Raw genomic sequence first — 16,428 nt, forward strand, 5'->3', positions numbered from 1 at the left:
TTACTCCAAACTAAATTCTGCAAATTCTCTTTGTCCGAATAGCATATTTCGGTCTACGGCTGACAATATTTTATTATTGGTGCGATTGCTATTTAAACAGCGACCAACTAACTGCGCCACATCTGCACGATTAATGCTACCAATAATCTGCGGATCTTCAGTCAAAACGCCATTACCCGTTGCTGGTTCTGACTTGAGTCCACCTGGACGGATGATTGTATAGGTAAGTCCACTGGCAATTAAGTGTTGTTCAGCTTTGTCTTTCTCAACTAAAACTGTTCCCAGTGCTGCCAAAACTTGGGGTGACAGAGCAGCAACACTATTGCCAGCGCCAATGGAAGATATGAGAATAAACTTTTGCACTCCAGCTTTAACTGCTGCATCGATCAGATTTCTATTACCAGGGTAATCTGGCTTTTCTACGTCTGTCGGTAAACCACCAATTGTACTGATAACGGTGTGAATAGGTTCATCTGTCAGGATTGCACGTTCTACATCGTCAACATTCAAAGCATCTCCCACAACTACTTGAATACCTGTTTTCTCTAGTTCAGCCGCAACTGCTGCTGTTCTCAGGAGTGCTTTGACCTTTAGCTGTTGCGCTGTCAGATATTGAGCAATTTCTCGACCAACACCGCGACTTGCTCCAGCCAGAAAAATATAAGATGCACTTGTCATAATGAATTTACTTACTTACGCTCCAAGGATTTTATCAGAGGATTGGCAGTACTTAATAATTCCTCAAGCAACTGAGTTCTTCTGGTTGGTGGCGAACAATAATACCCATTCAATTAATGATTGCAACACATCATTGGGTAAAGACGCGATGAATCGCGTCTCTACAAATGGTCTATTTGTCGCATTCTTTTTCAAATTGGTATAAGCTTAACCGACAAGTATTGCCATTTGCCTAAGAGCATCCTTACGCTACTTTCTAGGCGTTTATCTTTTATTTAGTAGACTGTGAAGGAAGTTTACCTACTTTTAACAAGTTGCTCAAGTAGGGGCAATTCATGAATTGCCCCTACTTGTCTTTGCTGTACTAACCACAAGCTTTGAGCTAGTTCAATTTACTATATATTTGCTTGCTGGCGTTGATATAGTGACCAGTACAAACCCTTTTGTTGCAACAACTGTGCGTGAGTACCACGCTCGGCAATCACACCTTGCTCTAACACCAAAATCAAATCAGCACGTTTGAGAGGAGCAAAGCGGTGAGCAATCAGAAACACGGTACGATTAGCGGAAATTTTTTGCAGGTTTTGTAGTACTTGTTGTTCAGTTTCACTATCCAAAGCGCTGGTAGCTTCATCCAAAACCAAAATCGGTGCTTGGGAAAGAAATAGCCTTGCTAGGGCAATACGTTGTCTCTGTCCACCAGATAAAGCTGTACCGCGTTCACCCACGTTTGTTTCGTAACCGTAGGGTAATTGACTAATGAAGTCGTGTGCTACTGCTAGTCTTGCTGCCTCTACTACTTGCTCTGCGGTAATGTCGGGACTACCGAGAGTGATATTTTCCAAAATGGAACCGTTGAATAAAAAGTCTTCTTGAAGAACTACACTAACTTGTTGCCGCAGTGAAGCTAAATCGGCGCTTTTTATATCAAAACCATCAATAAGGATGCGTCCTGATTCAATTTGATAGAGGCGTTGCAATAGTTTAGATAGGGTACTTTTCCCAGAACCGCTACGTCCGACAATACCAACAAATTGCCCTGGTTCGGCATTGAAAGAGATTCCCCGCAGAATGGCTTCAAAGTTTGGCCGATAGCGGAAAAATACTTGCTCAAAAGTGACTTGTCCTTTCAGGGGTGGTAAAACTAGACCAGTTCCCAGTTCTGCTTCTGGGGAGACGTTGAGAATATCACCAATGCGATCTACAGAAAGTAGCACTTGTTGAAGGTTTTGCCACAACTGTACTAAGCGCAAAAGTGGGCCTGTGACTCTACCAGACAGCATTTGAAATGCAACTAGCTGTCCGATTGTGAGCTTTTGTTCAATGACTAATTTGGCTCCAAACCAGAGAATCAGCATGGTAGACAAATTAGTGAGAAAGTCACCAATATTGCTGCTGATATTGGAGGTGGTAGAGGCTTTAAAACCTGTGCGAATGAAGCGAGCAAATAAGCCTTCCCAGCGATCGCGGGCTACTGGTTCTGCTGCATGGGCTTTAACGGAGTGAATTCCGGTAATTGTCTCTACTAGAAACGATTGACTATCGGCAGAACGGTTGAAAGTTTCGTTTAGCCAGTTACGCAGAATTGGTGTTGCAACTATCGTTAATGTGGCAAATAGCGGTAGTACTGCTAAAGCTACAAAGGTGAGTGGGACGTTATAGTAAAACATCAATGCCAGGTACACCACAGCAAAGATGCTATCTAGAATTACAGTTAATGCTGTACCTGTGAGAAACTGACGAATTTGTTCGAGTTCCTGGACTCGTGCTACTGTATCTCCGACGCGCCGCGACTCAAAATAAGCCAAAGGCAGACGCATCAGATGGCGAAATAGCTGTGCTGATAAACTCAAATCCAGACGACGAGCTGTATGGGTAAAGATGAATAGACGGAGAATGCCAAGTATGGACTCAAATATGGCTACGCATAAAAGTGCGATCGCCATAACATCGAGAGTCGGCAAACTCCCTTGCACCATCACTTTATCAATGACAACTTGTGTAATTAGTGGTGTTGTTAAACCCAAAAGCTGCAAGGTAAAAGATGCTAACAATACTTCTGTTAGCAATCCCTTATACTTCCAAACTGCTGGGGTGAACCAACTCAGGTTAAATGTTTCTTGCTTAGATATCAGTTCTACTTGCCACAATTGTCCATCCCAAGACGCCTCAACTATGGACTGCGGTAAGGTTTCACAAGTCCGTTCGGGATTTAAAGGATTAGCGATAATTAAGCGATCGCCTTTAACTCCATAAGCTACCACCCAGGATGGACTCTGAGGTGAGTCAGAATTCCACAGTAATAAAGCTGGAAATGACAGCTGTCGCAACTCACCCCAACTCACTTGTAAGCGCCGCAACACTAACCCTAATTTTTCTCCTGCTTCCACAACCTGTTTTGGGCGTTGTCCTCTGAGTTGACGCTGCACCCATTCCAGTTGCACAGAATTTTCTAACTGTTGCGCCACCATTGTTAAACAAGCAGCAGCGGTGTTCCAACTGGCAACAAACGGATAATTTGAGACGATTAAATTGGCGGCTGGGAGTCCTCTTTGGGGTTGAAGGCTGTGGGGACTGGAAGTCCCTTCTGAGGCTGGCGCTAGTGAAGGAGTGGAAGAGAAGGAAAATGTCTCTCTCTCTCCCTCCATGTCCACTGGTAACACTTGCCAGAATTCCTGAATTTGTGGGTGAGAAAATCCTGCCCACAGCGCAGTATCCCAACACACTACTACTACTTCTTTACTAGCAGCTACAGCTTTAAAATCCGCAGATAGCTTTTGTAAGTCACCAAACCAATCCCCCGCATCGAGGGCTGCTAAAGGTTTGCCAACACCCTCTTCTCGTAAGCGAACTTTCCCAGCCACAATTAAGAATTGATAACCGCCGACATCGTTTGACCAGATTTTTTCTCCAAGACGATATTGACGGGTTTGGCACTCATTTTCTAATTGGGACTGTTGTTCTGGAGTCAGCCAACATAGCGGTGGCTGATTCCAAGGCAAAGAAGCTAGCACTTTTAATCGTAAAGATTCATTATCCAGAATTTTTAACTCACTTGTAACTTGACTGTCAGTTTTTGAATTTTCTCTGCTAGCCATTTTTCAAATAACTCATTTTGTAGTGCTTGCTTTAGTTGAGTATCTTCTAAAGACGCTGGCAGAAATTGTTCTACTCGAAACAAACCATAAGGTCCTTCTCCTTGGGGAGAGTCTTTGCCAACGATTTCTATTGGTCCTACTAATTGTCCAGGACTCGCCACATCAATAGCTGCCCGTAATATATCTGGCATACTTCCTCGGCTGACTATTCCCATCATGCCGTTCACAATTCGGTCATCTGAAAGTGAATACTCTTTAGCTAGTTGCTCAAAACTACCTCCTTCTTCAATTTGCGTGTGTAGTTCGTCTGCCAGTTCTCGATTATCAACAACAATTCTAGAAAGTACTACCCGATCCAAAAAAATCTTGCGCTCAATAAAATATTCTTGGAGTTTTGTTTCCGTCACTACAGCTTTCAGCTTTTCTAGCTTGTAACCAAAAGTAACCGATGTGTGAAAGGTAGCGTAATCTGTGTTGTTGGTCTGTAACCATTCTTGAAAACTTTGGGGATCAGTCAGTTGATTTTTCAGCCTAAAGTCAATAATTGACTGTTCAGTTATTGCAGTGCCAATTTCAATATCGTCTCGTGTTCGGATTTCTGACTCAATTACGTACTGACGGAGAATATCCCCAATGAACTGTCCCAATTTTCCAGAGGCTTGCAGGTACTTTACTGCTTCCTCAATAGAAATTATTTGGTCATTAATTGTCAAAAATGATAAAGATTCCATGAACTAATTATGTGAAAATGGTTAAACACTTATAGGACTTTTAAATCATATAGAAATCATCTGGTTGTTGATTGATAAATATGATAAAGATTCCATGAACTAATTACATCTGGATGGTAAAAAAATTATATAGCTAGTAAATAATATAATTTCCCCCGATCACTTTTACAGTCTAGCGGGGACAAAACAGGATTGAAAATGTCAACAGTAGGACAGAGTATTCAGGAGTGGTGAGTGCTGTACATGGATAGCAGGGCGTTGAGCCAGTGCTAAGTTGGGAATCTAACTTCTATGACTCGTTTCCTCCAATGCCCCACTACCTAAACGAGTAATTGTTTATTCTTGCTGGTCTACTTAATGAAACTTATCCATGTCCAAGCAAGTAGCATAGCCGCGATCGCACCGATTAATGTATTAAAAATATTTACTACTTCATTAGTCAGCCAATTATACTTAGATTGCAGTGTTGCCCCGATTACACTTTCTAAGTTAGTGGCAATAAATGCTGCCAGTACACACCAAACGACTCCTAATAGATCAATTAAACCAACTCCCCAACCAATAAATGCGATCGCTACAGAAGCGACAATCCCAGCTAGAGTTCCTTCCAAGCTTATCGCTCCTTCTGTACCTCGTGGCACTGGTTGGAGTGTGGTAATCAAAAAGGTACTTTTACCATAAGCTTTACCAACTTCGCTGGCGGTGGTGTCAGCCAGCTTGGTACTGAAACTCGCTACATAGCCTAATAATAATAAGGACTGGGGATTAGGGATTAGGGACTGCGAAGTAGGTACAAGGAATCCCGAATTTATTATTCCTACTCCCAAGGCACACAGCGCCCCAGTCAAAGCCGAACCCCAAACATTTTCTGGGCCTCTTGCCCCAGAACGCTTTTCGGCAATTCCTTCTGCCTCCTTCTGCGCCATACCAATGCGGGTAACGCCAGAACCAACCAGAAAATAGAACATTACTACTGCATATCCTTGCCAGCCTAGAGTTACCCAAATTAAGATAGCCAGGAACCAGGCATGGAATAATCCAGCAGGGGTAAGTAACTTTTTCGGAGCAATCCAAGCTACACCCAATAAAATTGTGTTTAATACAACTGCTACTAACCAGGGATTAACAGAATCAATTAAGGATGACATCAGCAATTAATCATGAGTAATTTTGTCTGAATATCAACAGAATAACGAATTTGTCATACTTCGTGCTTAATTTCTGAAACCTCTCCAGCTAAAGTAATATATTTGTATTATTAACTATAGGAATCCGCTTTGATGTCTGAACTAATTTGCGTAGGTAGGCAATAGGCAATAGGCAATAGGCAATAGGCAATCTTGCTACAGTCAAGAAGGCTTCTTAGTTGTACTGAGTTTTTTCAGAAATCAAATATGAGTCCTATAAATTGCTTAGAGGATGTTTGAAAAGTCCTCTTGTCGGTATCAAAAATTTTAGATCCCCTAAATCCAATACGGTTCAGTTAAGATTACTGGTGTAGATAATTTTTCTTTGAAGACGCGATGAATCGCCGTCTCTACAAGTGTTTTGTTGCTCATTCTGAACTGTATTGAATTATAACTGTGTTCAAGTTGACCACAATCAAGATTTAACAGCATAGATTGTAGATAGCATCAACTACAAATCTTTTCCACACAAGCTATGAGCCAAACTTTATTCCATCTGGCTTTTCCTGTAACTAACATTGCCCAGACAAAAGCATATTATGTAGATGGCTTGGGCTGCATTCCTGGTCGTGAAAACCACCATGCCTTGATTCTCAATCTCTACGGTCATCAACTAGTGGCTCACGTCACCAAAGAACCCTTGATACCGCAACATACCATATATCCCAGACACTTTGGGCTAATTTTTACCCAAGAACGTGACTGGCAAGACTTACTCGAAAGGGCGCAACAACAACAGCTACTTTTTCGGGAAGAAACCAAAAATCGCTTTGTTGGTTCTCCTCTTGAGCATCGCACTTTCTTTTTAGAAGATCCCTTTTATAACCTCATGGAGTTCAAGTATTATCGTCACCCAGAGGCGATTTTTGGGAGTTACGAACATACACAAATTGGGGATAAGACTTAAGTAATTCGTAATTCGTAATTCGTAATTAAAGATGAATAAATCCAGCGTGGCGATTATTCTAGCTACTGACTGGATTTTTTCTTTAGCAAGGGCAGCTTAATACCTTCTGTTAAAGCTGCTTGCACTACTGCTAAACTTCTCGTGTCTGTTAGCATCCAAGGATGTAGAGCAACTGGTACTATTACTTCACTTCCTACGGACATTTGCGAACTATTTGCTGGGACAATCATCAAATCATAAGGTGTCCAGATAGATGTAAAATCTAGCTGCCCCAATATTACAGCATCAGAATTTAAATCCTTGAGAAAAATGCTGTCAGGTCGCATTTGTACGCAACCAGGACGCCTGGAACCATAAGCAACGACAGTTCCATGATGGGGCGAAGAGATGGTGATAAACCGCTGCACGCGGTTAATTCCTCCCAATCGCTGAACATAGTAGCGACTGACAATTCCTCCCATACTGAAGCCTACTAAATCTAGGCGTTGTTCTGGTGCAAAGGTGGCTGTAACATAATCTCCTACTTGTTTTGCCAATTCATCAAGACCCACATCACCATTATTAGGAACCAGATTCAGAGAATGTACAGACCAACCTTGTAATACTAAGTGAACCGCCATTTTCTGGAAAACTGCCCTCGTATCGTCAATGCCGTGTATTAACAAAACGGGATTGCGCTGCTGATTTTCGGTGTTCATTTACAAAATCTGGTTGAAGTAAGGGGTGTATTTCACTTTTGTAGGTACATACTGCTCTACAAACTGAAGCTATTGCTTTTCGGATTCTTTAAAAGATATTTTTGCAAAACTGAAATGCACTCAAAAACAATTTGTATAAAATTTAACTAATTAAGCTCACCATTTGCCAATAGGCTATGACACTCCTCCCACTGGTTGAGAGTAAACTGTTTGTTTCAATTGCATAAGTATTTACTAAACAAATAAATGTTAATTTTTGTAAAGCTTGCTTTCAGAATCTTGCTCTTAGTTACAGTAAAATTTAATAATTAGTTCTCGGTGTATGCAGGTTGCAAATGCTTGTAAGAGAACATTTGTCCTGTAGTTTTACTACAATGTTAATTAAGCACAAACCTATAAGGGTTGTCACCAAAACGCGGTGACGCAAAGTAGAAAATGTAACATTTTGTCGTAATTTTTAACAATTACGGTCGAGTTCCAACTATAACAGGCAGGAGTAATTGTAGTGGATTTTATCAAAAAGTTAATTTCGGGTATTCTGGGTTTCATTACCGGACTTTTACCAGGGAAGAAGAAAAGCAACGGCTACTTCTTAGAATTGGACGAAGCCAAAGATGCTGCCAAAGATGCTGCTAAAGAGGTAGCATCGAACGCGAAAAAAGTAGCAGAGACAGTTGCATCAAACGCTAAGAAAGTAACGGCAACAATTGCCTCAGAAGCACCAACTCCATCCAAGTCAGATTCATTGAACGGAACAAAAACCGCTGCAAGTAAGGGTAAGGCAAAATCAGCTAAAAATCCCAAACCAGCTGATGTTCAACTAGTCCAAACTGCTGAGGGTCTTAAAGTTGAACCTGGCAAAAATGCAAAAGCCGCAGCAGCCAAAGTAATCCAAGAGCAGCCAACTGAAACAACCTTTGCGCCAAAATATCTTGCTCCTTCGACTACAAGCTCTAATGGTCGTCGGCGTCCAGGGGCGAATATGAGTGCTTATTTAGAGATGGCACGTCAGGTTAAAACACCTAAATAATTGATAGAGACCGTAAATTTACGGTTTCTATAGATTATAAGGTTAAGATAACTTTGTCAGTTGTAAATGGGGAACTCTCCAATTTAGGAGCGATCGCTTAATTTTCTCCACTACAACTGCATTTTTTAGGGTTGGTTTATTTGCACAACTAATTAGTATTTTTAAGTAACACCAGTCCACTATATAGCTGAAAAGCTGAGTCCCAATTAGTCTGTTCTCTACGCAACAAATGAATGTGAGACTTGATATGACTCAGCATTTCTGTTTGATCTAATGTTGTATCCGCAAAGGACGTGAAATCTGACCAAATTTTGACTTTAGGTAGTTGCTGGTCAATCCAACTCGATAAAATATTCCAATTAATTCTGATTGTATTTTGGCTAGCTTGAGGAATGATTTCTAAACCTTCCTGAAATTCATAGCCGCTATCATCAAATCGGAGAATACAATGTCTACCTGGTATGTGTAAATCACAAAACTGGGCATAGTCTTGTGTTTGAGTTTTCCGTTCCAGTTTACCGCGCACATCTCGATCTACCACTTCCTCGAAAATGGGCAACAGTCCCACTACTCTTGCTGTGATTTCTGACCAGTCAAAAGTGAGAGAACCGAGTTGATTTGCCTCGTTACGGCAAACAACTGTAGCCTGTGGGGTAGATGCTTGAAAATATTTGACTTGATAAACTTGAATTTGCTTAATTTGAGCTATTGTTGCCCAAAAGCAAGGAATACCAGCTTGCTGTAGCTGTTTGCCGTAAAATTTTAGCTCTCCTACTTGGCCAGTGCGGTACAACCTCCAGCCACGACTTGGCAGTATCAACCGTGCAGTGTAGGGGTCTAGCTGCATAATCTGGGCAAATTTTAGAGATGCTTCTGTTTTAATCTCGTTACTGAGAGGCTCTAAAACTAATACGCCAAGTTCGGTATTATTCGGTTCAGATTTTGCTTGAGAAATGGCTCTTTGTCTTTCTTCAAGCTCCATTTCTTGTAGTCGTCGCAAACCTTCGCGTGCAAGGGTTATTATTTTGGTATTTCTTGTATCTCGCAGCAGTTGCCGATAAACATTGTCCGCATCCTGGCGCTTTCCAGATACTTCATGCAGCCGGCCGAGATAATATTGTACCCAAGGATGTTCTGGCGATTCTACTAGCAGCTGTTTGAGTAATTTAGCAGCTGTTTGATAATCTTTATGCTCAAAGGCGATCGCAACTTGCTCAATCATCACTTTAAATAAACAGTGGAGTGATGTCTCATGCAAAATTATTTTTGCGTGAGCTATACATCATTTATACTTCACAAGCTGCGGTAATCAAGGATAATGCTACTACTGGGGCCGTAACTGCTCTCAAAATGCGGCGACCAAGGGAAACAGGTTGAAATCCAGATGCGATCGCATTCTCAATTTCTGGTGTTGTCCATCCTCCCTCTGGCCCAGTAGCAATGACAATTGTTTCTTGTCCTATGTCATTTGTCATTTGTCCTTTGTGCTGTAAGCAATCTTTTAAGTGGGGAAACTCGCCACGCGCTACACAGATATATTGCTGGCTATTTGCAAATGACAAACTCGTGTTAAAAGTAACAGGCTCTAAAATTGTCGGCACAAAAGAACGCTCTGATTGCTCGGCGGCTTCCGCAGCGATGCGCCGCCAGCGTTCAAGCTTTTGAGGACTAGGATGAAGTAAAGTGCGATCGCTCAATACTGGTGCAATACAAGTTACTCCCAACTCTGTACAACACCTCACCACTTCATCAAATCCATTACCTTTGGGCAACGCCACCATCAGCGTAATCGATACAGGTAATTCAGTTTCTACTAAAAGTGGTTCTAAAACCTGTGCTTGTTCCCCTGCTAGCTGCGCTAACCACGATTTTCCTTTACCATCCATTGCAATAAAGCGATCGCCTTCACGCAAGCGCAACACACGCTCCAAATAATGTTGCTGTTCTTTTGTGAGCAAAATTTGCCCTTGTTGGAGTTGGGAAGGTGCGATCGCAATTCTTTGCAGTTGAGACATGGGATTTTGGAATTTCAAGAATATCAAGTCAAAGATGGACACAGATAAGTCCATCTGTGTCCATTTATCCTTTAATTACTTATTCGGCTTACGAAAGATTCTGGAAGTAAGCTTCTAGCGCTTCAGTCACTAACTGAGTCATCGGCTTACCTTGGCTTTCTGCTACTTCTTTCAATTTGCCATAAACCTCTTCTTTCAAATTTACTCGGTGGCGCGATTTGTTTGCACCATTAGCTGTTTGGGGTTCATAGCTAGCAGCAAATTCGCGGATGGCATCAAAACCAACGCGATCGCAAAAATCACCGAAGCTTTCCTTAGATTTCCGAGATTTCTTAAAGTAAACAAAAATCGGCTCTAAGAAGCTTTCTAAGTCATTATGGTGCAGTTTTTCTATGTAAGGTTGTGCCAGTCGAGTCTGATTTGGCGAACCCCCTAACCATAATTGGTAAGATTCTGGAGCGCTACCGACAAAGGCCAATTCAGCCAAGTAGGGACGAGCGCACCCATTGGGGCATCCTGTCATCCTTACCACAAAATGCTCTTTTTGTAAACCTAATTTATCTAACAGAGCGCGAATCCGCTCCAAAATACCTGGTATTGCTCGTTCTGATTCCGTGATTGCCAAGCCGCAAGTGGGTAAAGCCGGACAAGCCATTGCATACCGCACTAAAGGTTCGATTTTATTGGGTTCGTCTCCGACACCGTGACGGCTGAGAATGTCTTGAATAGCTTGCTTGCTATCTGGTTCAATATCGTAAAAAATCAGGTTGTGGTTGGATGTGAGGCGGATGGGTAAGTTGAACTGTTCGACAATTTCCCGCAAGGCGGTTTTCAGTTGAAACGAACCTTCATCCTTGACTCGACCATTGTCAATGGAAATTCCTAAGAATAGCTTGCCATCACCTTGTTCATTCCAGCCGAGGAAGTCGTAAAATTTAAACTCTGGCAGTGGTTTGAAGGCTTCAATTGATTTACCAAAATATTCTTCAACTTGGGTACGGAATTTTTCTACACCCCAATCGTTGATTAGATATTTTAGTCTGGCATGACGACGGTCAGTGCGATCGCCATAATCTCTTTGGGTAGCAACAATCGCTTTCACGATGTCGTAAACGTCATCCTTCGCCACATAACCGATGGGGTCTGCTAACCTAGCGAAAGTTTCTTCTTTACCGTGGGTTCTACCTAAACCACCACCAGCAAAAATATTAAATCCTTCTAACTGTTTCTTTTTATTGGTAATCACTACCAACGTCAGGTCTTGGGAATACAAATCAACCGAATTATCTCCTGGCACTGTTACGCAAATTTTAAACTTGCGGGGCATATAGTGAGTGCCATAAATCGGTTCTTCGTTGTCATGGATAATTGTGCCATTCCCATTGCGTTGTCGCGCTGCTTTTACCTCTGGGTTCTCTTCAGCACTAATTGCCTTTTCCCCATCTAACCAAATTTCGTAATAAGCACCCGTTTGTGGTGACAGCAAGTCAGCAATATTTTGGGCATACTCCCAAGCATACTGATACTCTGGGCGATTCTTAAAGGGGGCTGGTGGTGCCATCACGTTGCGATTAATGTCGCCGCAAGCACCTAAAGTTGAACCCAGATTATTGACAATGGTGGCAATTGCTGACTTTAGATTCTTCTTTAAAATTCCGTGCAGTTGGAAACCTTGACGGGTAGTGGCTCGTAACGTATGGTTGCCATACTCATCAGCTATTTTATCTAAAGCCAGATATAGCTCTGGCGGTACTAAACCACCCGGATTTTTTGTCCGCAGCATAAACTGGTAATCTTTTTCCTGTCCCTTGGTGCGGTTGTCGCGGTTATCCTGCTGGTAAGAACCGTGAAACTTCAAAAGCTGTACCGCATTTTCAGTAAAATGGGTAGTGTCTTGAAGAATTTCACTTGCTACAGGTTCACGCAAAAAATTACTATTTTCCTTGATTCCTTCTACTTTGGAAGGTTTACGGCTAGCGATGGGGGAAGGAGCAGATTTAACCATTAGACTTGTATAGTATTCTCAATAAAGCATTAAGTAGACGCCGAATCAGCACCCTTCGGCTACTTGATCCCCGGTAATCCGGCCGGAATAATGAGGAATGTTTTAATTTTACCACGGCAAAAGCTGGCTTTGTCAGTGATGTAATACTTAGCAAAACCAGCTTTTGAGGAGTAGTGATTTTTTAGTGCTGAGTCCTGAGTACTAAGTAAAGTATAAACTGACTGAGGACTCAATAATCTTTTATTTGAAGCGATAGCCAATACCACCATTAATGCTAACAGCAGAAGCATCGCTATTTTGGTAAGCACCAATTCCGACTTTGGCATTAGTGTAGACGAGGAAATTGTTAGCAACTTCCGATTCAACACCAGCACCTACCACTACAGAATCTTTGTTACCTATAGGAGTTGCTGAACCATCTTTTTCTACAAAAGAATAACCACCAGTTAAATAGGCGTTAGTTCTATTAGCGATGGGTACATCCACAGAAAGTTCTGGAATAATGGCACTCGTCTGGTCACTCCAGAGGACATTACCGCGTGCAGAAAACGGGGTAGTTCCTAATTTCAAGCGACCTGTGACATTACCACCAAATGTGGCATCATCGTTGATACCTTGTCCGCCACTGGTAACGCCAGCTGCAACACCAGCACCAACATAACTAGCATCAGTACCCTTTTTGGTTTGAGCAGAAGCTTGACCAGCTGATAGAACAAAAGGAGCAACTATTAAGGAAGACAATGCAGAAATTGTCAAGAAAGACTTGAGTAAGCGTTTCATAATTTTCACCAAACTTTGTATTTTTTACTTATATATTCAAGGTCGAAAATCATGCGAGAATGTTCCAAATGATTCTCAAATTTTCTTAAATAACTGTTGTTATTGATGCATAAGGCTTACAGGGTAACTAATACTGGAATTTATAAATGAGTTGTTATAATTAAATTTAAATGTCTTTTCATCTTGGTTATTTAGTCCAAAATAGACGCTTTTAAAACTGTCACAATATTTGGAACTAAAACTAAGTTGGGACATGGCAAATAAAATATCCGGTTAACATTTTTTTGCCGAGCTTTTCACAGATGATGAAAAAGTAGGCTGTAGCATCTGTTGCAACAAGCTATAGAGGGAATCTATAAAGTTAATTTTGAGCAATTCTTGTGGAGATTGAATAATGCTAACCGCTGCAAAAACGTTGTCTGGTCTGATGGGTTTATGTGTCGGTGATGCGTTGGGTGTGCCGGTGGAGTTTACTAGCCGTGCTGAACGAGTAAAATCTCCAGTGACAACAATGCTTGGTTATGGCACATGGAATCAACCACCAGGAACTTGGTCAGATGATAGTTCCTTAAGCTTTTGCTTGGCGGAATGCCTTTGTAGGGGGTATTCGTTGGATGCCATAGCCAATTCCTTCTGGCGCTGGTACAAGGAGGCTTACTGGACTCCTCGTGGCGATGTCTTTGATATTGGTCAAACTACCCACACAGCAATTATGCGCCTAAAGCAGGGAGTGGTTCCCCATCAGGCGGGCGGTAAAGTTGAAAATAGTAATGGCAATGGTTCTTTAATGAGAATCTTGCCAATGGCTTATTGTCACAGAAGCTTCACCTTAGGCGAATTGCTGGCGCGGGTGCATGATGTTTCGGCGATTACTCATGCTCACGCGCGATCGCAAATGGCCTGTGGCATTTATATTAGTATTGCAGTGGCACTCTTAGAAGGGGCTGACCCGCAAACAGCTTATTTACAAGGATTGCAAGATATCCAAACGATATATTCCATCCGAGAATTTTTGTTAGAGAAGCCGCATTTTGGCAGAGTTTTCAGTGGTGAGATTGCCAAATTACCAGTTGAAGAGATTAATTCTGGGGGCTATGTGATTGATACTTTGGAATCGTCCCTGTGGTGTTTATTAAATAGCTCGTCTTATTCGGAAGCGGTGTTGAAAGCTGTCAATTTAGGCGGAGATACTGATACAACCGCCGCCGTCACCGGTGGGTTAGCGGGAATTTATTATGGGGTGGAAAATATTCCCAAACAATGGATGAATCAAATTGCTCGTAGACAAGACATTATCTACTTAGCAGAGCGTTTTGCAAGGGCTGTCTACAGTTGAAAGGAGTAAGAATTTTAGATTTTAGATTTTGGATTTTAGATTGAAATTTAATCCAAAATCCAAAATCCAAAATGGAATCGCCCAATCTTAAACCATAGACAAAGAATAGACCTGACCATCAATCAACAATCGCGTAATGCCCTTAGCTTCCAAATGAGTACGAGCCTTATGGAGCATTTTACTATCGGGAACTTTAATCACGCGATCGCGCTTCGTAGAAAAACGCTTGGCGACGCGATGGTTATCAAACACTGGTAAAGTTCTTTGCTGGGTTTCCAGGCTGGGAATTTGCCCCAAATCACCAAAGTCCTTCAGAGGTCGGGTAATTAATTCTGAGGAACGGTCAATTACCAAATAACAAGTTTTCGGCAAATTGGCTATCGACAGAGGTAAAACTTGAACTGATGCTTCACCTGGTCTTCTTTTTGTGACTAAAGGTCTGTCCTCATCCAGGTCATCGTCATCAAAGTCTTCTTCCTCAAAGTCGTCATCTTCTAAATCATCATCATCTAAATCATCTAAATCCTCTGATTCATCTAGCAAATCATCGCCCAGCATGTGCGCGATGACGGCTGCTCCTGGATGTTCATTCTTGAGGGGTGGGATGGGGATGCTGACTATTTCCGGCAGCTTTGGCTCTGGAGTTTCTAATTTCTCTGTGACTCGGAGCTTGGGTTTTTCCGCCGCCGAAGGGCGTCGCCGTACCCGTCTACTAGCGGCAATTGACTCCGCCGTTTCCTCTGAGTAAAGTTCCTGCTCTACACGAATTATCTTACGTGGTAGTGGCTCAACCTTTGGTACTTCCACAGGGTGGCTCTCTATAGGTGGAACTTCTATCTCTGGCTCTGGTTGACTTAGCAGTGGTAACTGCTCATAGCTTACCTGTGCCCTTCCCTCAGGAGTTCTCGCAGCTCGTTTCAAAGAGACTAAGTATTCATACTCATCTTCTGGCAACGTGCTTTTGAGCAGGCGACTAATTGTCGAATTACTCACACCATAGCGGTCTGCCAAAGTTGAGGTTGTTTCGGCAGTCTCTCGATATAACTTAAGAATTTCTTGCTTGTCAGAGTCTGTTAATTTTCTCACGGTAGATACCAAAAATCTTTACTAAGCTCGTTTACGTCCACTGGTACGCCGCGTTCGTCTTAGTGATGCGTCATATTCTAAGACAGCGCCCAGTCCAAATAACACTCCACTAAACACCCAAAACACTTCTAATATTTCCCCACTTTGATAATTGGGGTCTTGGGCGTATTTAAACCACATATCTGCAATGTAGAGCGAAAAAGCCGCCGCCGCAATCATTCGCCAAGACTGAGAAACTCTTCCCCCCCAAAAGGCTAGCAACAGAGTGGTAGCAATAATTAACAAAACCACATCGCTAACTACGTAAAACCAATTCAAAATAGCGACTAGCAGTTCTGAGGGTGTTTCTTGTTGCATAGAAATCCACCATGCCAACAAACTACCGAACATTGCAATTGCTAACACAATTAGCCACTGCCATTTTTCTAGATTGATTCGCCTGGAAGCCACAGCTAAAATCATTCCTGCGCCAAGTAATAGATAACTAAGTACAAAAAATATATCGCCTAAAGACACATCCGGTTCATCTTTCAAAATTATTTCGGTATAGCCGAAAAATATCCCCCCAACGAAATAGGAAAGCATACCTAACCCAATTAAGAGCCAAACATTCCGTCCACTGACGATTTGCGGACTTAGCCAGTTCCTCAAGCATAAGATACTGGCACCCAAATAAGCTAAAGCTTCAAAAATATTTGTGCCAATCACATACCACTCGGCTCGGCTTTCTATGCCATCCGCTCCGGGAACTTTGGCACTAAACAATAAAAAGTATAGCAGCGCCAGTACGGCCCAGCCAATATTAGCTAAGACAATGTTCTGAGTGGTAAAAATTGATTTAGAAAGGAACGAATTCTCGTAAGAGTTATTCATAGGA

At 42.1% G+C, this 16,428-nt stretch carries 15 protein-coding genes; 4 read left to right on the forward strand and 11 right to left on the reverse strand.

The genetic code is table 11. The features are described from left to right. Complete coding sequence (locus A4S05_RS22910; RefSeq protein ID WP_069072099.1) at nucleotides 1–678, reverse strand: SDR family oxidoreductase; 678 nt, start codon at nucleotides 676–678, stop codon at nucleotides 1–3. A gap of 1 nt (nucleotide 679) precedes the next feature. Here A4S05_RS22910 and A4S05_RS22915 point away from each other — a divergent pair, with 1 nt between their 5' ends. Beyond that, nucleotides 680–883, forward strand: coding sequence for a hypothetical protein (locus A4S05_RS22915; RefSeq protein WP_069072100.1), 204 nt, complete (start codon nucleotides 680–682; stop codon nucleotides 881–883). 190 nt (nucleotides 884–1,073) lie between these two features. On the opposite strand, the gene A4S05_RS22920 is transcribed toward A4S05_RS22915, so the two are convergent. The 3 genes from A4S05_RS22920 to A4S05_RS22930 all read right to left on the reverse strand — a co-directional run bounded on the left by A4S05_RS22920 (nucleotide 1,074) and on the right by A4S05_RS22930 (nucleotide 5,655). Continuing rightward, on the reverse strand, nucleotides 1,074–3,776 hold the full coding sequence (locus A4S05_RS22920) for a type I secretion system permease/ATPase (protein ID WP_069072101.1): 2,703 nt from the start codon (nucleotides 3,774–3,776) through the stop codon (nucleotides 1,074–1,076). Then, nucleotides 3,725–4,507 (reverse strand): peptidylprolyl isomerase, encoded by a 783-nt coding sequence (locus A4S05_RS22925; protein WP_069072102.1) that lies wholly within the window; start codon nucleotides 4,505–4,507, stop codon nucleotides 3,725–3,727. Before A4S05_RS22925 ends, A4S05_RS22920 begins: the two co-directional genes overlap by 52 nt. A 350-nt stretch (nucleotides 4,508–4,857) precedes the next feature. Continuing rightward, nucleotides 4,858–5,655 carry a TIGR00297 family protein gene (locus tag A4S05_RS22930; protein ID WP_069072103.1) on the reverse strand — a complete coding sequence of 266 codons (798 nt, stop codon included), beginning with the start codon at nucleotides 5,653–5,655 and terminating at the stop codon, nucleotides 4,858–4,860. A 514-nt stretch (nucleotides 5,656–6,169) separates the two neighbouring features. Between A4S05_RS22930 and A4S05_RS22935 the strand changes: the two genes are divergently transcribed. Continuing rightward, a complete protein-coding gene (locus A4S05_RS22935) occupies nucleotides 6,170–6,601 on the forward strand; it encodes a VOC family protein (RefSeq protein WP_069072104.1) in 432 nt (143 codons plus the stop codon). Between the two features lie 62 nt (nucleotides 6,602–6,663). Here A4S05_RS22935 and A4S05_RS22940 read toward each other — a convergent pair whose 3' ends face one another. After that, on the reverse strand, nucleotides 6,664–7,299 hold the full coding sequence (locus A4S05_RS22940) for an esterase/lipase family protein (RefSeq protein WP_069072105.1): 636 nt from the start codon (nucleotides 7,297–7,299) through the stop codon (nucleotides 6,664–6,666). 505 nt (nucleotides 7,300–7,804) lie between these two features. Here A4S05_RS22940 and A4S05_RS22945 point away from each other — a divergent pair. After that, on the forward strand, nucleotides 7,805–8,329 hold the full coding sequence (locus A4S05_RS22945) for a hypothetical protein (RefSeq protein WP_069072106.1): 525 nt from the start codon (nucleotides 7,805–7,807) through the stop codon (nucleotides 8,327–8,329). Between the two features lie 148 nt (nucleotides 8,330–8,477). Here the strand turns inward: A4S05_RS22945 and A4S05_RS22950 are convergent, their stop codons facing one another. The 4 genes from A4S05_RS22950 to A4S05_RS22965 form a co-directional block, all read right to left on the reverse strand. Continuing rightward, nucleotides 8,478–9,551, reverse strand: a complete 1,074-nt coding sequence (locus A4S05_RS22950) for a tetratricopeptide repeat protein (protein ID WP_069072107.1) — start codon at nucleotides 9,549–9,551, stop codon at nucleotides 8,478–8,480. Between the two features lie 64 nt (nucleotides 9,552–9,615). Further along, the gene (locus A4S05_RS22955; RefSeq protein ID WP_069072108.1) at nucleotides 9,616–10,344 is read right to left on the reverse strand and encodes a 16S rRNA (uracil(1498)-N(3))-methyltransferase; all 729 of its coding nucleotides are present in this window, start codon (nucleotides 10,342–10,344) and stop codon (nucleotides 9,616–9,618) included. 88 nt (nucleotides 10,345–10,432) lie between these two features. Then, nucleotides 10,433–12,349, reverse strand: coding sequence for a sulfite reductase, ferredoxin dependent (gene sir / locus A4S05_RS22960; RefSeq protein WP_069072109.1), 1,917 nt, complete (start codon nucleotides 12,347–12,349; stop codon nucleotides 10,433–10,435). A gap of 240 nt (nucleotides 12,350–12,589) precedes the next feature. Then, a complete protein-coding gene (locus A4S05_RS22965) occupies nucleotides 12,590–13,129 on the reverse strand; it encodes a porin family protein (protein WP_069072110.1) in 540 nt (179 codons plus the stop codon). Between the two features lie 394 nt (nucleotides 13,130–13,523). Here A4S05_RS22965 and A4S05_RS22970 point away from each other — a divergent pair, with 394 nt between their 5' ends. Continuing rightward, nucleotides 13,524–14,465, forward strand: a complete 942-nt coding sequence (locus A4S05_RS22970) for an ADP-ribosylglycohydrolase family protein (protein ID WP_069072111.1) — start codon at nucleotides 13,524–13,526, stop codon at nucleotides 14,463–14,465. A gap of 87 nt (nucleotides 14,466–14,552) precedes the next feature. On the opposite strand, the gene A4S05_RS41895 is transcribed toward A4S05_RS22970, so the two are convergent. Continuing rightward, nucleotides 14,553–15,551, reverse strand: a complete 999-nt coding sequence (locus A4S05_RS41895; RefSeq protein ID WP_069072112.1) for a helix-turn-helix domain-containing protein — start codon at nucleotides 15,549–15,551, stop codon at nucleotides 14,553–14,555. Nucleotides 15,552–15,572: 21 nt separating this feature from the next. Then, nucleotides 15,573–16,424, reverse strand: a complete 852-nt coding sequence (locus tag A4S05_RS22980; protein WP_069072113.1) for a hypothetical protein — start codon at nucleotides 16,422–16,424, stop codon at nucleotides 15,573–15,575. Between the last annotated feature and the right edge of the window lie 4 nt (nucleotides 16,425–16,428).

This window comes from Nostoc sp. KVJ20 (assembly GCF_001712795.1).
In the GTDB taxonomy this organism is placed as follows: domain Bacteria; phylum Cyanobacteriota; class Cyanobacteriia; order Cyanobacteriales; family Nostocaceae; genus Nostoc.